The organism is Polaribacter tangerinus, assembly GCF_038024095.1.
GTDB lineage: Bacteria > Bacteroidota > Bacteroidia > Flavobacteriales > Flavobacteriaceae > Polaribacter > Polaribacter tangerinus.
Genome location: NZ_CP150668.1, coordinates 1,437,187 through 1,450,311, shown reverse-complemented (window position 1 = coordinate 1,450,311; position 13,125 = coordinate 1,437,187). Strand labels below are relative to the sequence as shown.

Sequence of the window (13,125 nt, the reverse complement as noted above, 5' to 3'; positions counted from 1 at the left end):
TCAGCTTTTTACAACGATAGCATTTAGTAGTAAAAGCAAAATTAAAATAAAAGTAAATAGTTAAAAGCCAAAAGCTTACGCTAAAAACTAAAATAAGATGGCAAGTATTAAACCAGCTGAAGTATCAGCAATTTTAAAGGAACAATTAACAAATTTTGAAGCAAAAGCTACTTTAAATGAAGTAGGAACTGTTTTACAAGTAGGTGACGGTATAGCACGTGTGTACGGTTTATCTAATGTTCAATACGGTGAACTAGTAGAATTCGAAAACGGATTGGAAGGTATTGTTTTGAACTTAGAAGAAGATAACGCAGGGGTTGTATTATTAGGAGCTTCTACTTCTATTAAAGAAGGATCTACTGTAAAACGTACAGAACGTATTGCTTCTTTAAAGGCTGGTGAAGGAATTGTTGGGAGAGTGGTAGATACTTTAGGAAATCCTATTGATGGTAAAGGACCAATTTCTGGAGAAACCTATGAAATGCCTTTAGAAAGAAGAGCACCAGGAGTTATTTATAGAGAGCCAGTAACAGAGCCATTACAAACAGGTATTAAGTCTATCGACGCAATGATACCAGTTGGTAGAGGTCAGCGTGAGTTGATTATTGGAGACCGTCAAACGGGTAAATCTACTGTAGCTATAGATACTATTTTAAATCAAAAAGAATTTTACGATGCTGGTGCGCCAGTATATTGTATATATGTTGCTATTGGTCAGAAAGCCTCTACAGTTGCTGCTATTGCAAATACTTTAGAAGAAAAAGGTGCTTTGGCATATACAACAATTGTTGCTGCAAATGCATCTGACCCTGCAGCAATGCAAGTTTATGCACCTTTTGCAGGAGCCGCTATTGGAGAGTATTTTAGAGATTCTGGAAGGCCAGCTTTAATTATTTATGACGATTTATCGAAACAAGCAGTTGCTTACCGTGAAATTTCTTTATTGTTAAGAAGACCACCAGGACGTGAAGCATACCCAGGAGATGTATTTTACTTACACTCTAGATTGTTAGAAAGAGCAGCAAAAGTTATTAATGACGATAAAATTGCTAGCGAAATGAACGACTTACCAGCTTCCTTAAAAGGAATTGTAAAAGGTGGAGGTTCTTTAACAGCATTACCAATTATAGAAACACAAGCAGGAGATGTATCTGCATATATTCCTACCAACGTAATTTCTATTACCGATGGTCAGATTTTCTTAGATGGAGATTTATTTAACTCTGGTGTTCGTCCGGCAATTAACGTAGGTATTTCGGTATCTCGTGTTGGAGGAAATGCTCAGATTAAAGCCATGAAAAAAGTATCTGGAACTTTGAAGTTAGATCAAGCTCAGTTTAGAGAATTAGAAGCATTTGCTAAATTTGGTTCAGATTTAGATGCTGCTACAATGAGTGTAATTTCTAAAGGACAGCGAAATGTTGAAATTTTAAAACAAGCACAAAACGATCCTTTTTCTGTAGAAGACCAAATTGCTATTATCTATGCAGGTTCTAAAAACTTGTTAAAAGATGTGCCAGTAGAAATGGTAAAAAAGTTTGAAAAAGATTATATAGATTATTTAAATGCAAAGCACAGAGATACTTTAGATGTACTTAAGTCTGGTAAGTTAACTCCAGAAGCGATTACAGTACTAGAAGAAGCAGCTGCAGAAATTTCAAAGCATTTTAATTAGTAGTTAGTGTTTTTAGAGAAGTAATTGTGTTTCTCTTAACTAATGACAAACAACTAATAACTAAAATATGGCAAATTTAAAGGAAATACGTAATAGAATAACCTCTATAAAATCGACAATGCAGATTACATCTGCCATGAAAATGGTGTCTGCTGCAAAGTTGAAAAAAGCGCAAGATGCAATTACGGCTATGAGACCGTATTCGTCTAAGCTTACAGAATTATTACAAAATTTAAGCGCTACCTTAGATAGTGATGTGGGCGGGACTTTTTCTACCCAAAGAGATGTATCTAAAGTATTGTTAGTTGTAGTAACTTCAAATAGAGGATTATGTGGGGGTTTTAACTCTTCAATTACAAAAGAAACCATTAAAGTAATAGGTCAAAAATATGCCAATACATCTGTAGATATTTTATCTATTGGAAAAAAAGGTGGAGATCTTCTATCAAAAGAGTATAATGTTGTTTCAAAAAATAACGACATTTATGATGATTTAACTTTTGATAATGTAGCTGTAATTGCAGAAGATTTAATGAGAAAGTATGAAGAGGGAACGTATGATAAAATTGAAATTATCTACAATCAATTTAAAAATGCTGCCACTCAAATTCCGCAAGTAGAACAGTATTTGCCAATAAAGCCAATCGAAACTTCTGAAGTAAGTACCGTAAATTCAGATTACATTTTTGAGCCATCTAAAGAAGAAATTATTTTAGATTTAATTCCTAAGTCTTTAAAAATGCAACTTTATAAAGCGTTAAGAGATAGTTTTGCTTCTGAACATGGTGCTCGTATGACTGCAATGCATAAAGCCACAGATAACGCAACAGAATTAAGAGATGAGTTGTTATTAACGTATAACAAAGCACGTCAGGCTGCAATTACAAACGAAATTTTAGAAATTGTTGGTGGTGCGGAGGCATTGAACAATTAAACGCAGCGTAAGCGAAGTTAAATGATCAAAACAGCTGAGGCATTGAACAATTAAACGCAGCGTAAGCGAAGTTAAATGATCAAAACAGCTGAGGCATTGAACAATTAAACGCAGCGTAAGCGAAGTTAATATTTATAATAAACCCAACTTTTTTAAGTTGGGTTTTATTTTTTTGAAGAATTTCGTGCCACTTTTTTGTATGAGGATATTATACTAACATAGGTTCACTTTTTAGTGCATTTAAAAGAAAAGAGAGTTTTTAAATTGAGTTTAAAAGCAAACAACCCAACTTTTTAAAGTTGGGTTGATAAAATTATATTTTAAATAAGTGATGTATAATTACAAGTATAACTAAAAACTTCTTACAAGTTAAATTTAATACCTTGTGCCAAAGGCAATTCATCTGAATAATTTATGGTGTTTGTTTGCCTTCTCATATACACTTTCCAAGCATCAGAGCCAGATTCTCGTCCGCCACCAGTTTCTTTTTCACCACCAAAAGCGCCACCAATTTCTGCACCAGAAGTTCCAATATTTACATTGGCAATACCACAATCTGAACCAGCATATGACAAGAATTTTTCAGCTTCTTTCATTTCATTCGTCATTATTGCAGATGACAAACCTTGCGCAACACCATTTTGCTTTTCAATTGCATTTTCTATACTTCCCGTATATTTCATCAAGTATAAAATAGGTGCAAAAGTTTCGTGTTGTACAATTTCAAAATGATTTTCGGCTTCAATAATTGCTGGTTTTACATAACAACCAGACTCGTATCCTTTTCCTTTTAAAACGCCACCTTCAACCAATACATTTCCACCTTCTTTTTTTGCCTTTTCTATGGCGTTTAAATAGGTGTTTACGGCATCTTTGTCTATTAACGGACCAACGTGATTGTTTTCATCTAAAGGGTTTCCTATTTTAATTTGTTGGTAAGCACCCACAATTGCATCTTTTACTTTATCATATACAGATTCATGAATAATTAACCTTCTGGTTGAGGTACAGCGTTGTCCGCAAGTTCCTACGGCGCCAAATACTGCTCCCGGAACAACTACTTTTAAATCGGCTGTTGGTGTAATAATAATGGCGTTATTACCTCCTAACTCTAATAAAGATTTACCAAAACGTTGTGCAACTTTTGCGCCTACAATTCTTCCCATTTTGGTAGATCCGGTGGCAGAAATAAGAGGAATTCTGATATCTTCTGTCATCATTTCACCTACTTTGTAATCTCCGTTAATAATACAAGAAATTCCTTCAGGTAAGTTATTTTCTTTTAAAACTTGTGCAATAATTTGCTGACAAGCAACTGTGCACAAAGGTGCTTTTTCAGAGCCTTTCCAAATACAAACATCACCACAAATCCATGCTAAAGCAGTGTTCCATGCCCAAACAGCAACCGGAAAATTAAAGGCAGAAATAATGCCTACAATTCCTACAGGATGCCATTGCTCTCTCATAACATGGCCAGGTCTTTCTGAAGGAATTGTTTGACCATTTAATTGTCTTGATAACCCTACAGCAAAATCGCAAATGTCTATCATTTCTTGTACCTCTCCCAATCCTTCTTGGTAAGATTTTCCCATTTCATAGGAAACTAATTTTCCTAAAGCTTCTTTTTTTTGTCTAAGTTTATTGCCAAACTGCCTTACAATTTCACCTCTTTGAGGAGCTGGCATTTCTCTAAAATATAAAAATGCTTTTGTGGCAGCATTAATTACTTTTTCATAGTCTTGTTTAGTGGTCGTTTTTACTTTGCCAATTAGTTTACCATCTACAGGAGAGTAACTTTCTATAATTTCTCCGTTAGAAAAGTGATTAGAACCTGTAGAGGTTCCATTATTTATTTCCTTTAAACCTAGTTCGGCTAAGGTTTCTGTTATTCCAAAATTTGTCATTTTGTAATGCTGTTTTAGTTGTTTAACTTAGTGGCTCTAAATTACGAATAATTTCACTAATAAAAAATTTAACAAAAACAATCAATATTGTTTTATTTTAAACAAATATCATGAAAAAACTACTTATAATTATTTCAATTTTGTGGGTTTCGGTTGCTTGTACCTCTCAAGCAGACAAGCAAAATAAGGCAATTACAAAATCAATAAATGAGTTTGCTATTATTATTCATGGAGGAGCAGGAACTATTTTGAAGAAAAATATGTCGGCAGAAAAAGAGGCTGCCTATAAAGAAAAATTAACCGAAGCAATAAAAACAGGATATGAAATTTTAAAAAATGGAGGAACTAGCACTGCAGCTGTTATGAAAACAATTCAGGTAATGGAAGAGTCTCCATTATTTAATGCAGGTAAAGGAGCCGTTTTTACACACGACGAGACCAATGAGCTAGATGCATCATTTATGGATGGGAAAACGTTAAATGCTGGTGCTGTAGCAGGAGTAAAAGATGTAAAAAGTCCTATTGAATTAGCTATAAAAGTTATGACAGATTCAGATCATGTAATGCTTTCTGGTGATGGTGCTTCTACTTTTGCAAAAGAAAAGGGCTTAGAAATAGTAGATCCAAGTTATTTTTTCACAGAAAATAGATTTAAAACTTTGCAAAGAATTAAGCATAAGCAACAAACAGCCTTAGATCACGATGCAAAAAAAGTAGCTTTTTATGATGCAGATATTAAAAATGCTAAGTTTGGTACTGTAGGTTGCGTTGCATTAGATAAAAATGGAAATATTGCTGCGGGTACTTCTACCGGAGGAATGACAAATAAACGATGGGGAAGAATTGGAGATGCTCCCATTATTGGTTCAGGAACTTATGCAAACAATAAAACTTGCGGAGTTTCATCTACTGGCTGGGGAGAATATTTTATTAGAAGTCAGGTGGCTTATGATATTTCTGCACAAATGGAGTATCAACAAAAAACCTTAAAAGATGCTACACAAAATGTAATTCAAGAAAAATTAACAAAGTTAGGAGGCACAGGAGGTGTTGTGGCTTTAGATAAAAACGGACATATGAGTTTCGAGTTTAACACAGCCGGAATGTACCGAGCTTCAATGGATGATAAAGGAAATTTAGTGGTTAAAATTTACAAAGAATAACGAAGCCATTTTGTGGGAATTGGTGGCAAACGAAGGTCTGTACTTTCTGAACTAATTCTTTTTTGAAATCCAATTCTAGAAATTTTAGGAACAGATAGTTGTACATTATTCTTTTTACTGATAATTTTTAAAACCTCTTCTAAACTTTGATCAGTACAAAGCACCAAACTATTCATCATTGCGTTCGACTCTATTTCTAGGTTGTAATAATCTATAAAGTAGGCTGGTTTTTTATCCTTATAAATAACTTTTTGGTAGTATTTTTTAACTTTAGGTTCAACTATTTTTTTAAGACCACTAAAGGTTCTGTAAGTACTTTCTACAAAAGTCATAGAATAAGAAATTAATTTTTTTCAAAATTACTCATAACAAAAAAAGTATTAATTTTTTTTCGGTAAAGACTTAAAAATTGTCGTTAAATTAAATTTTAAACTGAAAGAATAATTAATAAACTGAATGAATATATCTTATTTTTGTAACAATTTATGAGAGACGAAATATTTACTATTAGCAACGAATACGAGTTTAAAAATAAGGCTTTAGCAACTTTTAAACATCAATTTAATACCAATAAGGTGTATCGTTCTTTTTGTGATTTGTTATATGTACACCCTTCAGACGTTACCCAGCTTTCTGAAATTCCTTTTTTACCAATTCAGTTTTTTAAGTCTCGACAAATTGTATCTTCTAAAGACGAAGTACAAGAAATTTTTACAAGTTCGGGAACAACTAGTTCAATTACAAGTAAACATTTTGTTACAGATATTCAACTTTATAGAGATAGTTATTTAAAAGGATTTACCCATTTTTATGGAAATATAGAAGAGTATATAGTATTGGCATTGTTGCCAAATTATTTAGAAAGAAAAGGCTCTTCTTTAGTATTTATGGTGGATGATTTAATTCGAAAATCTAAAAATGAAGAAAGCGGATTTTATTTAAATAACTACAAAGAATTAGCTACAAAGTTATTAGCATTTGAAAAATTGGGAAAGAAAATACTTTTAATAGGAGTTTCTTTTGCCTTATTAGACTTAATAGAACTCCAAAAATTTCAGTTAAAAAACACCATAGTTATGGAAACTGGAGGCATGAAAGGGAGAAGAAAAGAGTTGGTTAGACAAGAATTACATGATATTTTAAAAAGCGGATTTGGTGTAGAAAAAATTCATTCAGAATACGGAATGACAGAGTTATTAAGTCAGGCTTATTCTAAAGGAAACGGTATTTTTACAACACCACCATGGATGAAAGTTTTAACAAGAGATACCGAAGATGCTCTTACTATAAATAGTTTTGGTAAAAATGGCGGAATTAATATTATAGATTTAGCAAATTATAATTCCTGCTCTTTTATAGCAACTCAAGACTTAGGCAAAGTATATAATGATGGCTCTTTTGAAGTGATAGGGCGTTTTGATGCCTCAGATATTAGAGGCTGTAATTTGATGGTTTTGTAAGTTCTTGAAAGCTGTTGCGTCTATTTTAAAAAATCTTTTTATATGAAACAGTTACTTTTTTTGCTATTTTTCTGTAACATATCTTTGGTTGGGCAAGAGTATAATTTAGAAAAAGGCTTTATAGCAAATGGCTATGATGTAGTTTCTTATTTTACTGATGGTAAGCCTAAAGAGGGAAACAATTCGTTTTTAACAAGTTATAACGGTGTAAAATTAAAATTTTCATCAGAAAAAAATTTAAAGCTTTTTAAAGAAAACCCCAAAAAATATTTTCCACAGTGTGGTGGGTTTTGTGCATATGCGATTGCCACTCGCAGCGAACGAAAAGAAATAAACCCAACTACTTTTGAGATAAGAGATGGTAAATTGTATTTATTTTATAACAAATGGTTTTTTAACAAGCTAGAAAGTTGGTTAGATGAAAAGCCAGATTTATTAAAAATAAAAGCAACTGAAAACTGAACTAAATTAATAAACAAATAACCCTAATATGAAAAAATTACTAGTATTATTGCTAATTTCTAGCAGCGTCTTTTCACAAAAAAATTATAATTTAAAAAAAGGATTTATTGCAGAAGGTTACGATCTAGTTGCCTATTTTTCGAATAAAGCAGTAGAAGGAAATAAAAAATTTACAACCAATTATAATGGTGTAAAATTAAAGTTTTCATCAGAAAAAAATTTAAAGTTATTTAAAGAAAACCCTAATAAATATTTCCCTCAGTTTGGTGGATATTGTGCATATGCTATTGGTAAAAATGGCGATAAGGTTAGTATTAACCCCAAAACTTTTGAAGTTAGAAATGGTAAATTGTATTTGTTTTACAATTCTTGGGGTACAAATACTTATAAATTATGGAAGAAAGAAGGTCCTGAACAACTTCAAAAACAAGCAGTTATTAACTGGCAAAAAATAGTTGAAAATTAATAGAACAAAAAAGGGCTAAAGCAAACTTTAGCCCTTTTCTAATTATTTCAAAAAAAATTACTGAACTACTAGCAAGTAATATGTTTTTTTACCACGTTGTAACAATACATATTTATTGGCAATTAAATCTGTTTTAGTAATGGTAAAATTTTCTTTTACTTTTTCTTTGTTTACAGAAATAGCATTTTCTTTTAGTGCTCTTCTAGCTTCACCATTAGAGGATAAAAAGTTAGTTTTTGCTGCTAAAGCACCAATCATATCTAAGCCGTTTTCTACATCAGTAATACTAACATTAGCCTGAGGCACACCGTCAAAAACATCTAAAAAAGTTTGTTCATCTATAGATTTTAAATCAGATGCTGTAGATTTTCCAAAAAGAATATTAGATGCTTTTAAAGCATTTTCGTAGGCATCTTTACCATGTGTTAGAGTGGTAACTTCTTCGCCCAATTTTTTTTGTAATAATCGTAAATGTGGACTCTCTTTATGGGCTATTATTAGATTTTCTATAGTTTCTTTATCAAGAAAAGTAAATTTTTTAATAAAATTTTCTGCATCTTCATCCGAAGAATTTAACCAATATTGGTAAAACTTGTACGGAGAAGTTCTGTTAGCATTTAACCAAACATTACCGCCTTCTGTTTTACCAAATTTCGTGCCATCTGCTTTGGTTACCAGAGGTACAGTAATGGCATATGCTTTTCCTTGTGCTTTTCTTCTTATCAATTCTGTACCTGTAGTAATATTACCCCATTGGTCTGAACCTCCCATTTGCAACATACAGTTTTTTTCTTTGTATAGGTGGTAAAAGTCATAACCCTGAAATAATTGATAGGTAAATTCTGTAAAACTCATTCCTACAGAAGATTCTGAACTTAATCGTTTTTTTACAGAATCTTTTGCCATCATATAATTTACGGTAATATGTTTTCCGGTGTCTCGAACAAAATCTATTAGAGAAATATCTTTCATCCAATCGTAATTATTTACTAGTTCTGCCTTATTATCTGCAGTAGCATCAAAGTCTAAAAAGCGTTCTAAGTTTTCTCGAACACCCGCAATATTTTTTGCTAATGTTTCTTCATCTAATAAATTACGTTCTGCAGATTTTCCAGAAGGATCACCCACCATTCCTGTAGCACCACCAATTAAAGCAATGGGTCTGTGGCCAGCATTTTGAAAATGTTTAAGTATAAAAATTTGTACTAAACTACCAATATGCAAAGAATCTGCAGTTGGGTCGAAACCAATATAACCTGCGGTTTTATTTTCTAATAAATAAGATTCTGTATCTGGCATAATATCATGTAATAATCCTCGCCAGCGTAATTCTTCAACAAAATTTGTCATTGTAAATAGGTCTTTTAAACCAAAAAAGGTTTTTATTTATAAGGTCTTTATAATTGCAACAAAGATAAACTTATCAACGAAAAAACCATAAATTAGCAGTATGATTTTAGTTACAGGAGGAACAGGTTTGGTAGGTGCTCATTTGTTATACTATTTAACAAAGCAAAATGAACATATTCGGGCTATTTATAGAACTGAAGAAAAGATTACTGCCGTAAAAAAAATCTTTTCTCAAGACAAAGATGCCTCATTATTATTCTCTAAAATAGAGTGGTTTAAAGCAGATATTACAGAGGTTCCTGCTATGATTCCTGCTTTTGTTGGTATTACAAAAGTGTACCATTGTGCTGCTTTTATTTCTTTTGATCCGAAAGATTACAAAGAAATGAGAAAAGTAAATATTCATGGTTCTGCTATTATTGCAAACTTGGCAATAGATGCCAAAGTAGAAAAAATTTGTTTTGTAAGTTCTATTGCTGCTGTTGGCGATGCGTTAAAAACGGATTTAATTACCGAAGAAAATGAATGGAATAAAGAGGCAGATAATAGTGGATATTCGATTACTAAATTTGGTGCAGAGATGGAAATGTGGCGCGCCAGTCAAGAAAACGTTGCTGTAGTCATAGTAAATCCTGGTGTAATTTTAGGCAGTGGCTTTTTTAAATCAGGTTCTGGTAAATTGTTTAGTCAAATACATAAAGGCTTGAAATATTATACTGAAGGCGTTACTGGTTTTGTAGGGGTAAATGATGTGGTTAAAGCAATGTATTTATTAATGAATTCTTCTATTGAAAATGAACGATTTATTGTAGTTTCCGAGAACAAATCTTACAAAGAAATATTTTTTGCCATTGCAGACGGTTTGGGAAAAAAAAGACCTTCTATAAAAATAAAACCTTGGGTTACTTCTTTGCTTTGGAGGGTTGCTATGGTAACTTCTTTTTTTACAAAAAAAACTCCTATACTATCAAAATATTCTGCACAAAGTGCTCATTCAGTTTCTAAATATTCATCTCAAAAAATAGAAGAGCAATTGTCTTTTAAGTTTGAAAGCATAGACAATGTAATAAAAGAAATTTGTAGAAAATGGTAAACAGTTTATTTTTTAATTCTTTTTAAACTGTCTAATATTTGTATCCTTTTTAAACTATCTAGTCTTTTTATTTCGACCCTAGCTTTATCTACAGAGTCTTTTCTAATTGAGTCTAACACCAATTTTTCTCTTTTAAAAACTTTATTTCTTTTTTCTAAGCTATTTTTACTAGCTTCTAGAATTTCTTGATACAAATCAATTTTAGACATATAGTAAAAGTTACTACTGTTAAAACGCGTACTATCAATTTTATACTTTTCATAAACAAAAGGCATATAATTAATATTTTTTTGCTGATTTTTAGTTTTAATATATTTTGCGCTAGAAGCTATTACCATTTCTTGTAACAGCATTTGCATTGTATCTTTAGGTATTAAATCTTTTGGTTTTTCGAAAATAGTATTGCTCGTACAAGAATATAATAGTACAAAGGTGAGTAAAAAAAATAGCTCTTTTTTCATTATTATCTATTAAATGTAATACGTTTTCCTTTTACTGTTTCATTAAAAGTACCGTCATTATATACTAGGTGGCCGTTTACAAATGTATGGGTTATGGTAGATGAAAATGTGGTACCTTCAAATGGAGACCAACCACATTTATATAGTAAGTTTTCTTTAGAAACAGTTTGTGGCTTATTGGTATCTATTAAAACTAAATCGGCATAAAAACCTTCTTTTATAAAGCCTCTTTTTTCAATTTGAAATAATTTTGCAGGATTATGGCTCATTTTTTCTACTAATTTTTCAATAGAAATAACACCTTCTTTTACTTTTTCCAACAGGGCAATAACGGCATGTTGTACAAGAGGTCCGCCACTAGGAGCATTTAAGTAATTGTTATTTTTTTCAGCCAACGTATGAGGCGCATGATCGGTAGCTAAAACATCTATTCTGTCATCTAAAAGAGCTTCCCACAAACCAAGTCTATCTTGTTCTGTTTTTACAGCTGGATTCCATTTAATATGCGTTCCTTTTGTATCATAATCTCGATCGTTAAACCACAGGTGATGTATACAAACCTCTGCAGTAATTTGTTTTTCTTCTAACGGAATATCATTTCTAAACAACTGAGTTTCCTTGGCAGTAGATAAATGAAAAACATGCAATCTCGCCCCTGTTTTTTTTGCCAGTTCTATGGCTTTAGAGGAAGATATGTAACATGCCTCTTCACTTCTAATAATAGGATGGTATTTTATAGGAATATTTTCTCCGTACTTTTCTTTAAATTTCGCAGTATTCTCTCGAATTGTGGCTTCATCTTCACAATGCACAGAGATAATCATTTTTGTAGATGAAAATATTTTTTCTAAAACTTCTTGGTTATCGACCAACATATTTCCGGTAGATGAGCCCAAGAAAAGCTTAATTCCTGCTACTTTCTTTGGATCGGTCTTTAGCAATTCTTCTAAATTATCATTTGTGCCACCAAACATAAAAGAGTAATTTGCGTACGAATCTTTCGCTGCAATTTTAAATTTTTCTTCTAACAACTGTTGTGTAGTTGCTTGTGGCACAGTGTTTGGCATTTCTATAAACGTGGTAATTCCTCCAGCAACAGCCGCTTTACTCTCTGTGGCAATAGTTGCTTTGTGTGTAAGACCGGGTTCTCTAAAATGTACCTGATCATCTATAAAACCGGGTATTAGATAGTTGCCATTGGCATTTATAACAGTAGTGTTTTCAGGTGCAGTAATGGCAGTTGCAACTTTCTTTATAAAATTATTTTCGATTAAAACATCTCCTTTAAAAGTCTTGTTTTCGGTAACTATTTTAGCATTTTTTATTAAGAAAGTACTCATTATTTATTTTTTGGTAATCCGTTTAATTTCATTTTTATAACTCCGAATAAGGCTTCAGAAATAATATTTCCACTCATTTTAGAAACCCCTAAGTTTCGGTCTGTAAAAACTACAGAAACTTCTTTTATTTTAAATTGATGTTTCCATGCCTTAAATTTCATTTCTATTTGAAAAGCATAACCTACAAATTTAATTTGTTCTAAATTTATGGTTTCTAAAACTTTACGTTTCCAGCAAACAAATCCTGCGGTGGTGTCATACAGAGGTATTCTTGTAATAAAGCGAACGTATTTAGAGGCAAAGTAAGAAAGTAAAAGTCTTTTAATATCCCAATTTACAACATTTACTTTGTTGTTTAGGTATCTAGAACCCACAGAAACATCACCATTTCCAGTACTACAAGCATCGTATAAGCGCACTAAATCTGCTGGGTTGTGAGAAAAATCTGCATCCATTTCAATAATATATTCATACTCTCTCGATAGTGCCCACTTAAAACCATGAATATACGCAGTACCTAATCCGTTTTTACCTTTCCTTTTTTCTAAAAATAATTTTTCAGGAAATGTAACCATTAGTTTTTCAACTATCAAAGCGGTACCATCAGGAGAATTGTCATCAACTACTAAAATATCAAATGCTTTGTCTTGATTAAAAACAGCTTTTATAATAGCCGCAATATTTTCCTTTTCGTTGTATGTGGGGATAATTACTAACGCTTCTGACATAAATTGAATTTCATGAGGTAAGAATACAAATATACATTTTTTAATTACTAATTTTGTAAAAATATAGCAAACAAACAAAGTGCAGGCAC

The 13,125-nt window shown here is 31.9% G+C and carries 13 protein-coding genes; 7 read left to right on the top strand and 6 right to left on the bottom strand.

What is annotated here, in order from left to right; genetic code table 11:
* Positions 1-97: 97 nt before the first annotated feature.
* Positions 98-1,675 carry a F0F1 ATP synthase subunit alpha gene (gene atpA, locus WHD54_RS06310; RefSeq protein ID WP_088324250.1) on the top strand — a complete coding sequence of 526 codons (1,578 nt, stop codon included), beginning with the start codon at positions 98-100 and terminating at the stop codon, positions 1,673-1,675.
* A 67-nt stretch (positions 1,676-1,742) separates the two neighbouring features.
* Complete coding sequence (gene atpG / locus WHD54_RS06305) at positions 1,743-2,609, top strand: ATP synthase F1 subunit gamma (RefSeq protein WP_088324251.1); 867 nt, start codon at positions 1,743-1,745, stop codon at positions 2,607-2,609.
* Between the two features lie 362 nt (positions 2,610-2,971).
* On the opposite strand, the gene WHD54_RS06300 is transcribed toward atpG, so the two are convergent.
* Positions 2,972-4,513, bottom strand: coding sequence for an aldehyde dehydrogenase family protein (locus WHD54_RS06300; protein WP_088324252.1), 1,542 nt, complete (start codon positions 4,511-4,513; stop codon positions 2,972-2,974).
* 110 nt (positions 4,514-4,623) lie between these two features.
* On the opposite strand from WHD54_RS06300, the gene WHD54_RS06295 reads away from it, so the two are divergent.
* Positions 4,624-5,676, top strand: coding sequence for an isoaspartyl peptidase/L-asparaginase family protein (locus tag WHD54_RS06295; RefSeq protein ID WP_088324253.1), 1,053 nt, complete (start codon positions 4,624-4,626; stop codon positions 5,674-5,676).
* Here WHD54_RS06295 and WHD54_RS06290 read toward each other — a convergent pair.
* Positions 5,664-6,008: a hypothetical protein gene (locus WHD54_RS06290; RefSeq protein ID WP_088324254.1), complete on the bottom strand. Its 345-nt coding sequence runs from the start codon at positions 6,006-6,008 to the stop codon at positions 5,664-5,666. The two genes, WHD54_RS06295 and WHD54_RS06290, sit on opposite strands and share 13 nt — an antisense overlap.
* Positions 6,009-6,161: 153 nt before the next feature.
* Between WHD54_RS06290 and WHD54_RS06285 the strand changes: the two genes are divergently transcribed.
* The 3 genes from WHD54_RS06285 to WHD54_RS06275 are packed head-to-tail and all read left to right on the top strand — an operon-like array spanning position 6,162 to position 8,064.
* Positions 6,162-7,136, top strand: coding sequence for an acyl transferase (locus tag WHD54_RS06285; RefSeq protein WP_088324255.1), 975 nt, complete (start codon positions 6,162-6,164; stop codon positions 7,134-7,136).
* Between the two features lie 42 nt (positions 7,137-7,178).
* Positions 7,179-7,598: a YHS domain-containing (seleno)protein gene (locus WHD54_RS06280; RefSeq protein ID WP_088324256.1), complete on the top strand. Its 420-nt coding sequence runs from the start codon at positions 7,179-7,181 to the stop codon at positions 7,596-7,598.
* 28 nt (positions 7,599-7,626) lie between these two features.
* A complete protein-coding gene (locus WHD54_RS06275; RefSeq protein WP_088324257.1) occupies positions 7,627-8,064 on the top strand; it encodes a YHS domain-containing (seleno)protein in 438 nt (145 codons plus the stop codon).
* 57 nt (positions 8,065-8,121) lie between these two features.
* Here WHD54_RS06275 and tyrS read toward each other — a convergent pair whose 3' ends face one another.
* Entirely contained in the window at positions 8,122-9,414 is a 1,293-nt protein-coding gene (gene tyrS / locus WHD54_RS06270) for a tyrosine--tRNA ligase (RefSeq protein ID WP_088324258.1), read from the bottom strand.
* 100 nt (positions 9,415-9,514) lie between these two features.
* Between tyrS and WHD54_RS06265 the strand changes: the two genes are divergently transcribed.
* Positions 9,515-10,507: an NAD-dependent epimerase/dehydratase family protein gene (locus WHD54_RS06265; RefSeq protein ID WP_088324259.1), complete on the top strand. Its 993-nt coding sequence runs from the start codon at positions 9,515-9,517 to the stop codon at positions 10,505-10,507.
* A gap of 5 nt (positions 10,508-10,512) precedes the next feature.
* Here WHD54_RS06265 and WHD54_RS06260 read toward each other — a convergent pair whose 3' ends face one another.
* The 3 genes from WHD54_RS06260 to WHD54_RS06250 are packed head-to-tail and all read right to left on the bottom strand — an operon-like array spanning position 10,513 to position 13,036.
* Complete coding sequence (locus WHD54_RS06260) at positions 10,513-10,968, bottom strand: DUF4296 domain-containing protein (RefSeq protein ID WP_088324260.1); 456 nt, start codon at positions 10,966-10,968, stop codon at positions 10,513-10,515.
* Between the two features lie 2 nt (positions 10,969-10,970).
* Entirely contained in the window at positions 10,971-12,308 is a 1,338-nt protein-coding gene (locus WHD54_RS06255) for a dihydroorotase (protein WP_088324261.1), read from the bottom strand.
* Positions 12,308-13,036 (bottom strand): polyprenol monophosphomannose synthase, encoded by a 729-nt coding sequence (locus tag WHD54_RS06250; RefSeq protein ID WP_088324262.1) that lies wholly within the window; start codon positions 13,034-13,036, stop codon positions 12,308-12,310. Before WHD54_RS06250 ends, WHD54_RS06255 begins: the two co-directional genes overlap by 1 nt.
* Positions 13,037-13,125 lie beyond the last annotated feature (89 nt).

Excerpts from the sequence above, each read along its gene's own strand:
- WHD54_RS06295 (WP_088324253.1), top strand. The coding sequence starts at position 4,624 with ATGAAAAAACTACTTATAATTATTTCAATTTTGTGGGTTTCGGTTGCT.
- WHD54_RS06265 (WP_088324259.1), top strand. The coding sequence starts at position 9,515 with ATGATTTTAGTTACAGGAGGAACAGGTTTGGTAGGTGCTCATTTGTTA.
- WHD54_RS06250 (WP_088324262.1), bottom strand. The coding sequence starts at position 13,036 with ATGTCAGAAGCGTTAGTAATTATCCCCACATACAACGAAAAGGAAAAT.
- WHD54_RS06275 (WP_088324257.1), top strand. The coding sequence starts at position 7,627 with ATGAAAAAATTACTAGTATTATTGCTAATTTCTAGCAGCGTCTTTTCA.
- WHD54_RS06280 (WP_088324256.1), top strand. The coding sequence starts at position 7,179 with ATGAAACAGTTACTTTTTTTGCTATTTTTCTGTAACATATCTTTGGTT.
- WHD54_RS06285 (WP_088324255.1), top strand. The coding sequence starts at position 6,162 with ATGAGAGACGAAATATTTACTATTAGCAACGAATACGAGTTTAAAAAT.
- tyrS (WP_088324258.1), bottom strand. The coding sequence starts at position 9,414 with ATGACAAATTTTGTTGAAGAATTACGCTGGCGAGGATTATTACATGAT.
- WHD54_RS06290 (WP_088324254.1), bottom strand. The coding sequence starts at position 6,008 with ATGACTTTTGTAGAAAGTACTTACAGAACCTTTAGTGGTCTTAAAAAA.
- WHD54_RS06260 (WP_088324260.1), bottom strand. The coding sequence starts at position 10,968 with ATGAAAAAAGAGCTATTTTTTTTACTCACCTTTGTACTATTATATTCT.
- atpA (WP_088324250.1), top strand. The coding sequence starts at position 98 with ATGGCAAGTATTAAACCAGCTGAAGTATCAGCAATTTTAAAGGAACAA.
- atpG (WP_088324251.1), top strand. The coding sequence starts at position 1,743 with ATGGCAAATTTAAAGGAAATACGTAATAGAATAACCTCTATAAAATCG.
- WHD54_RS06300 (WP_088324252.1), bottom strand. The coding sequence starts at position 4,513 with ATGACAAATTTTGGAATAACAGAAACCTTAGCCGAACTAGGTTTAAAG.
- WHD54_RS06255 (WP_088324261.1), bottom strand. The coding sequence starts at position 12,308 with ATGAGTACTTTCTTAATAAAAAATGCTAAAATAGTTACCGAAAACAAG.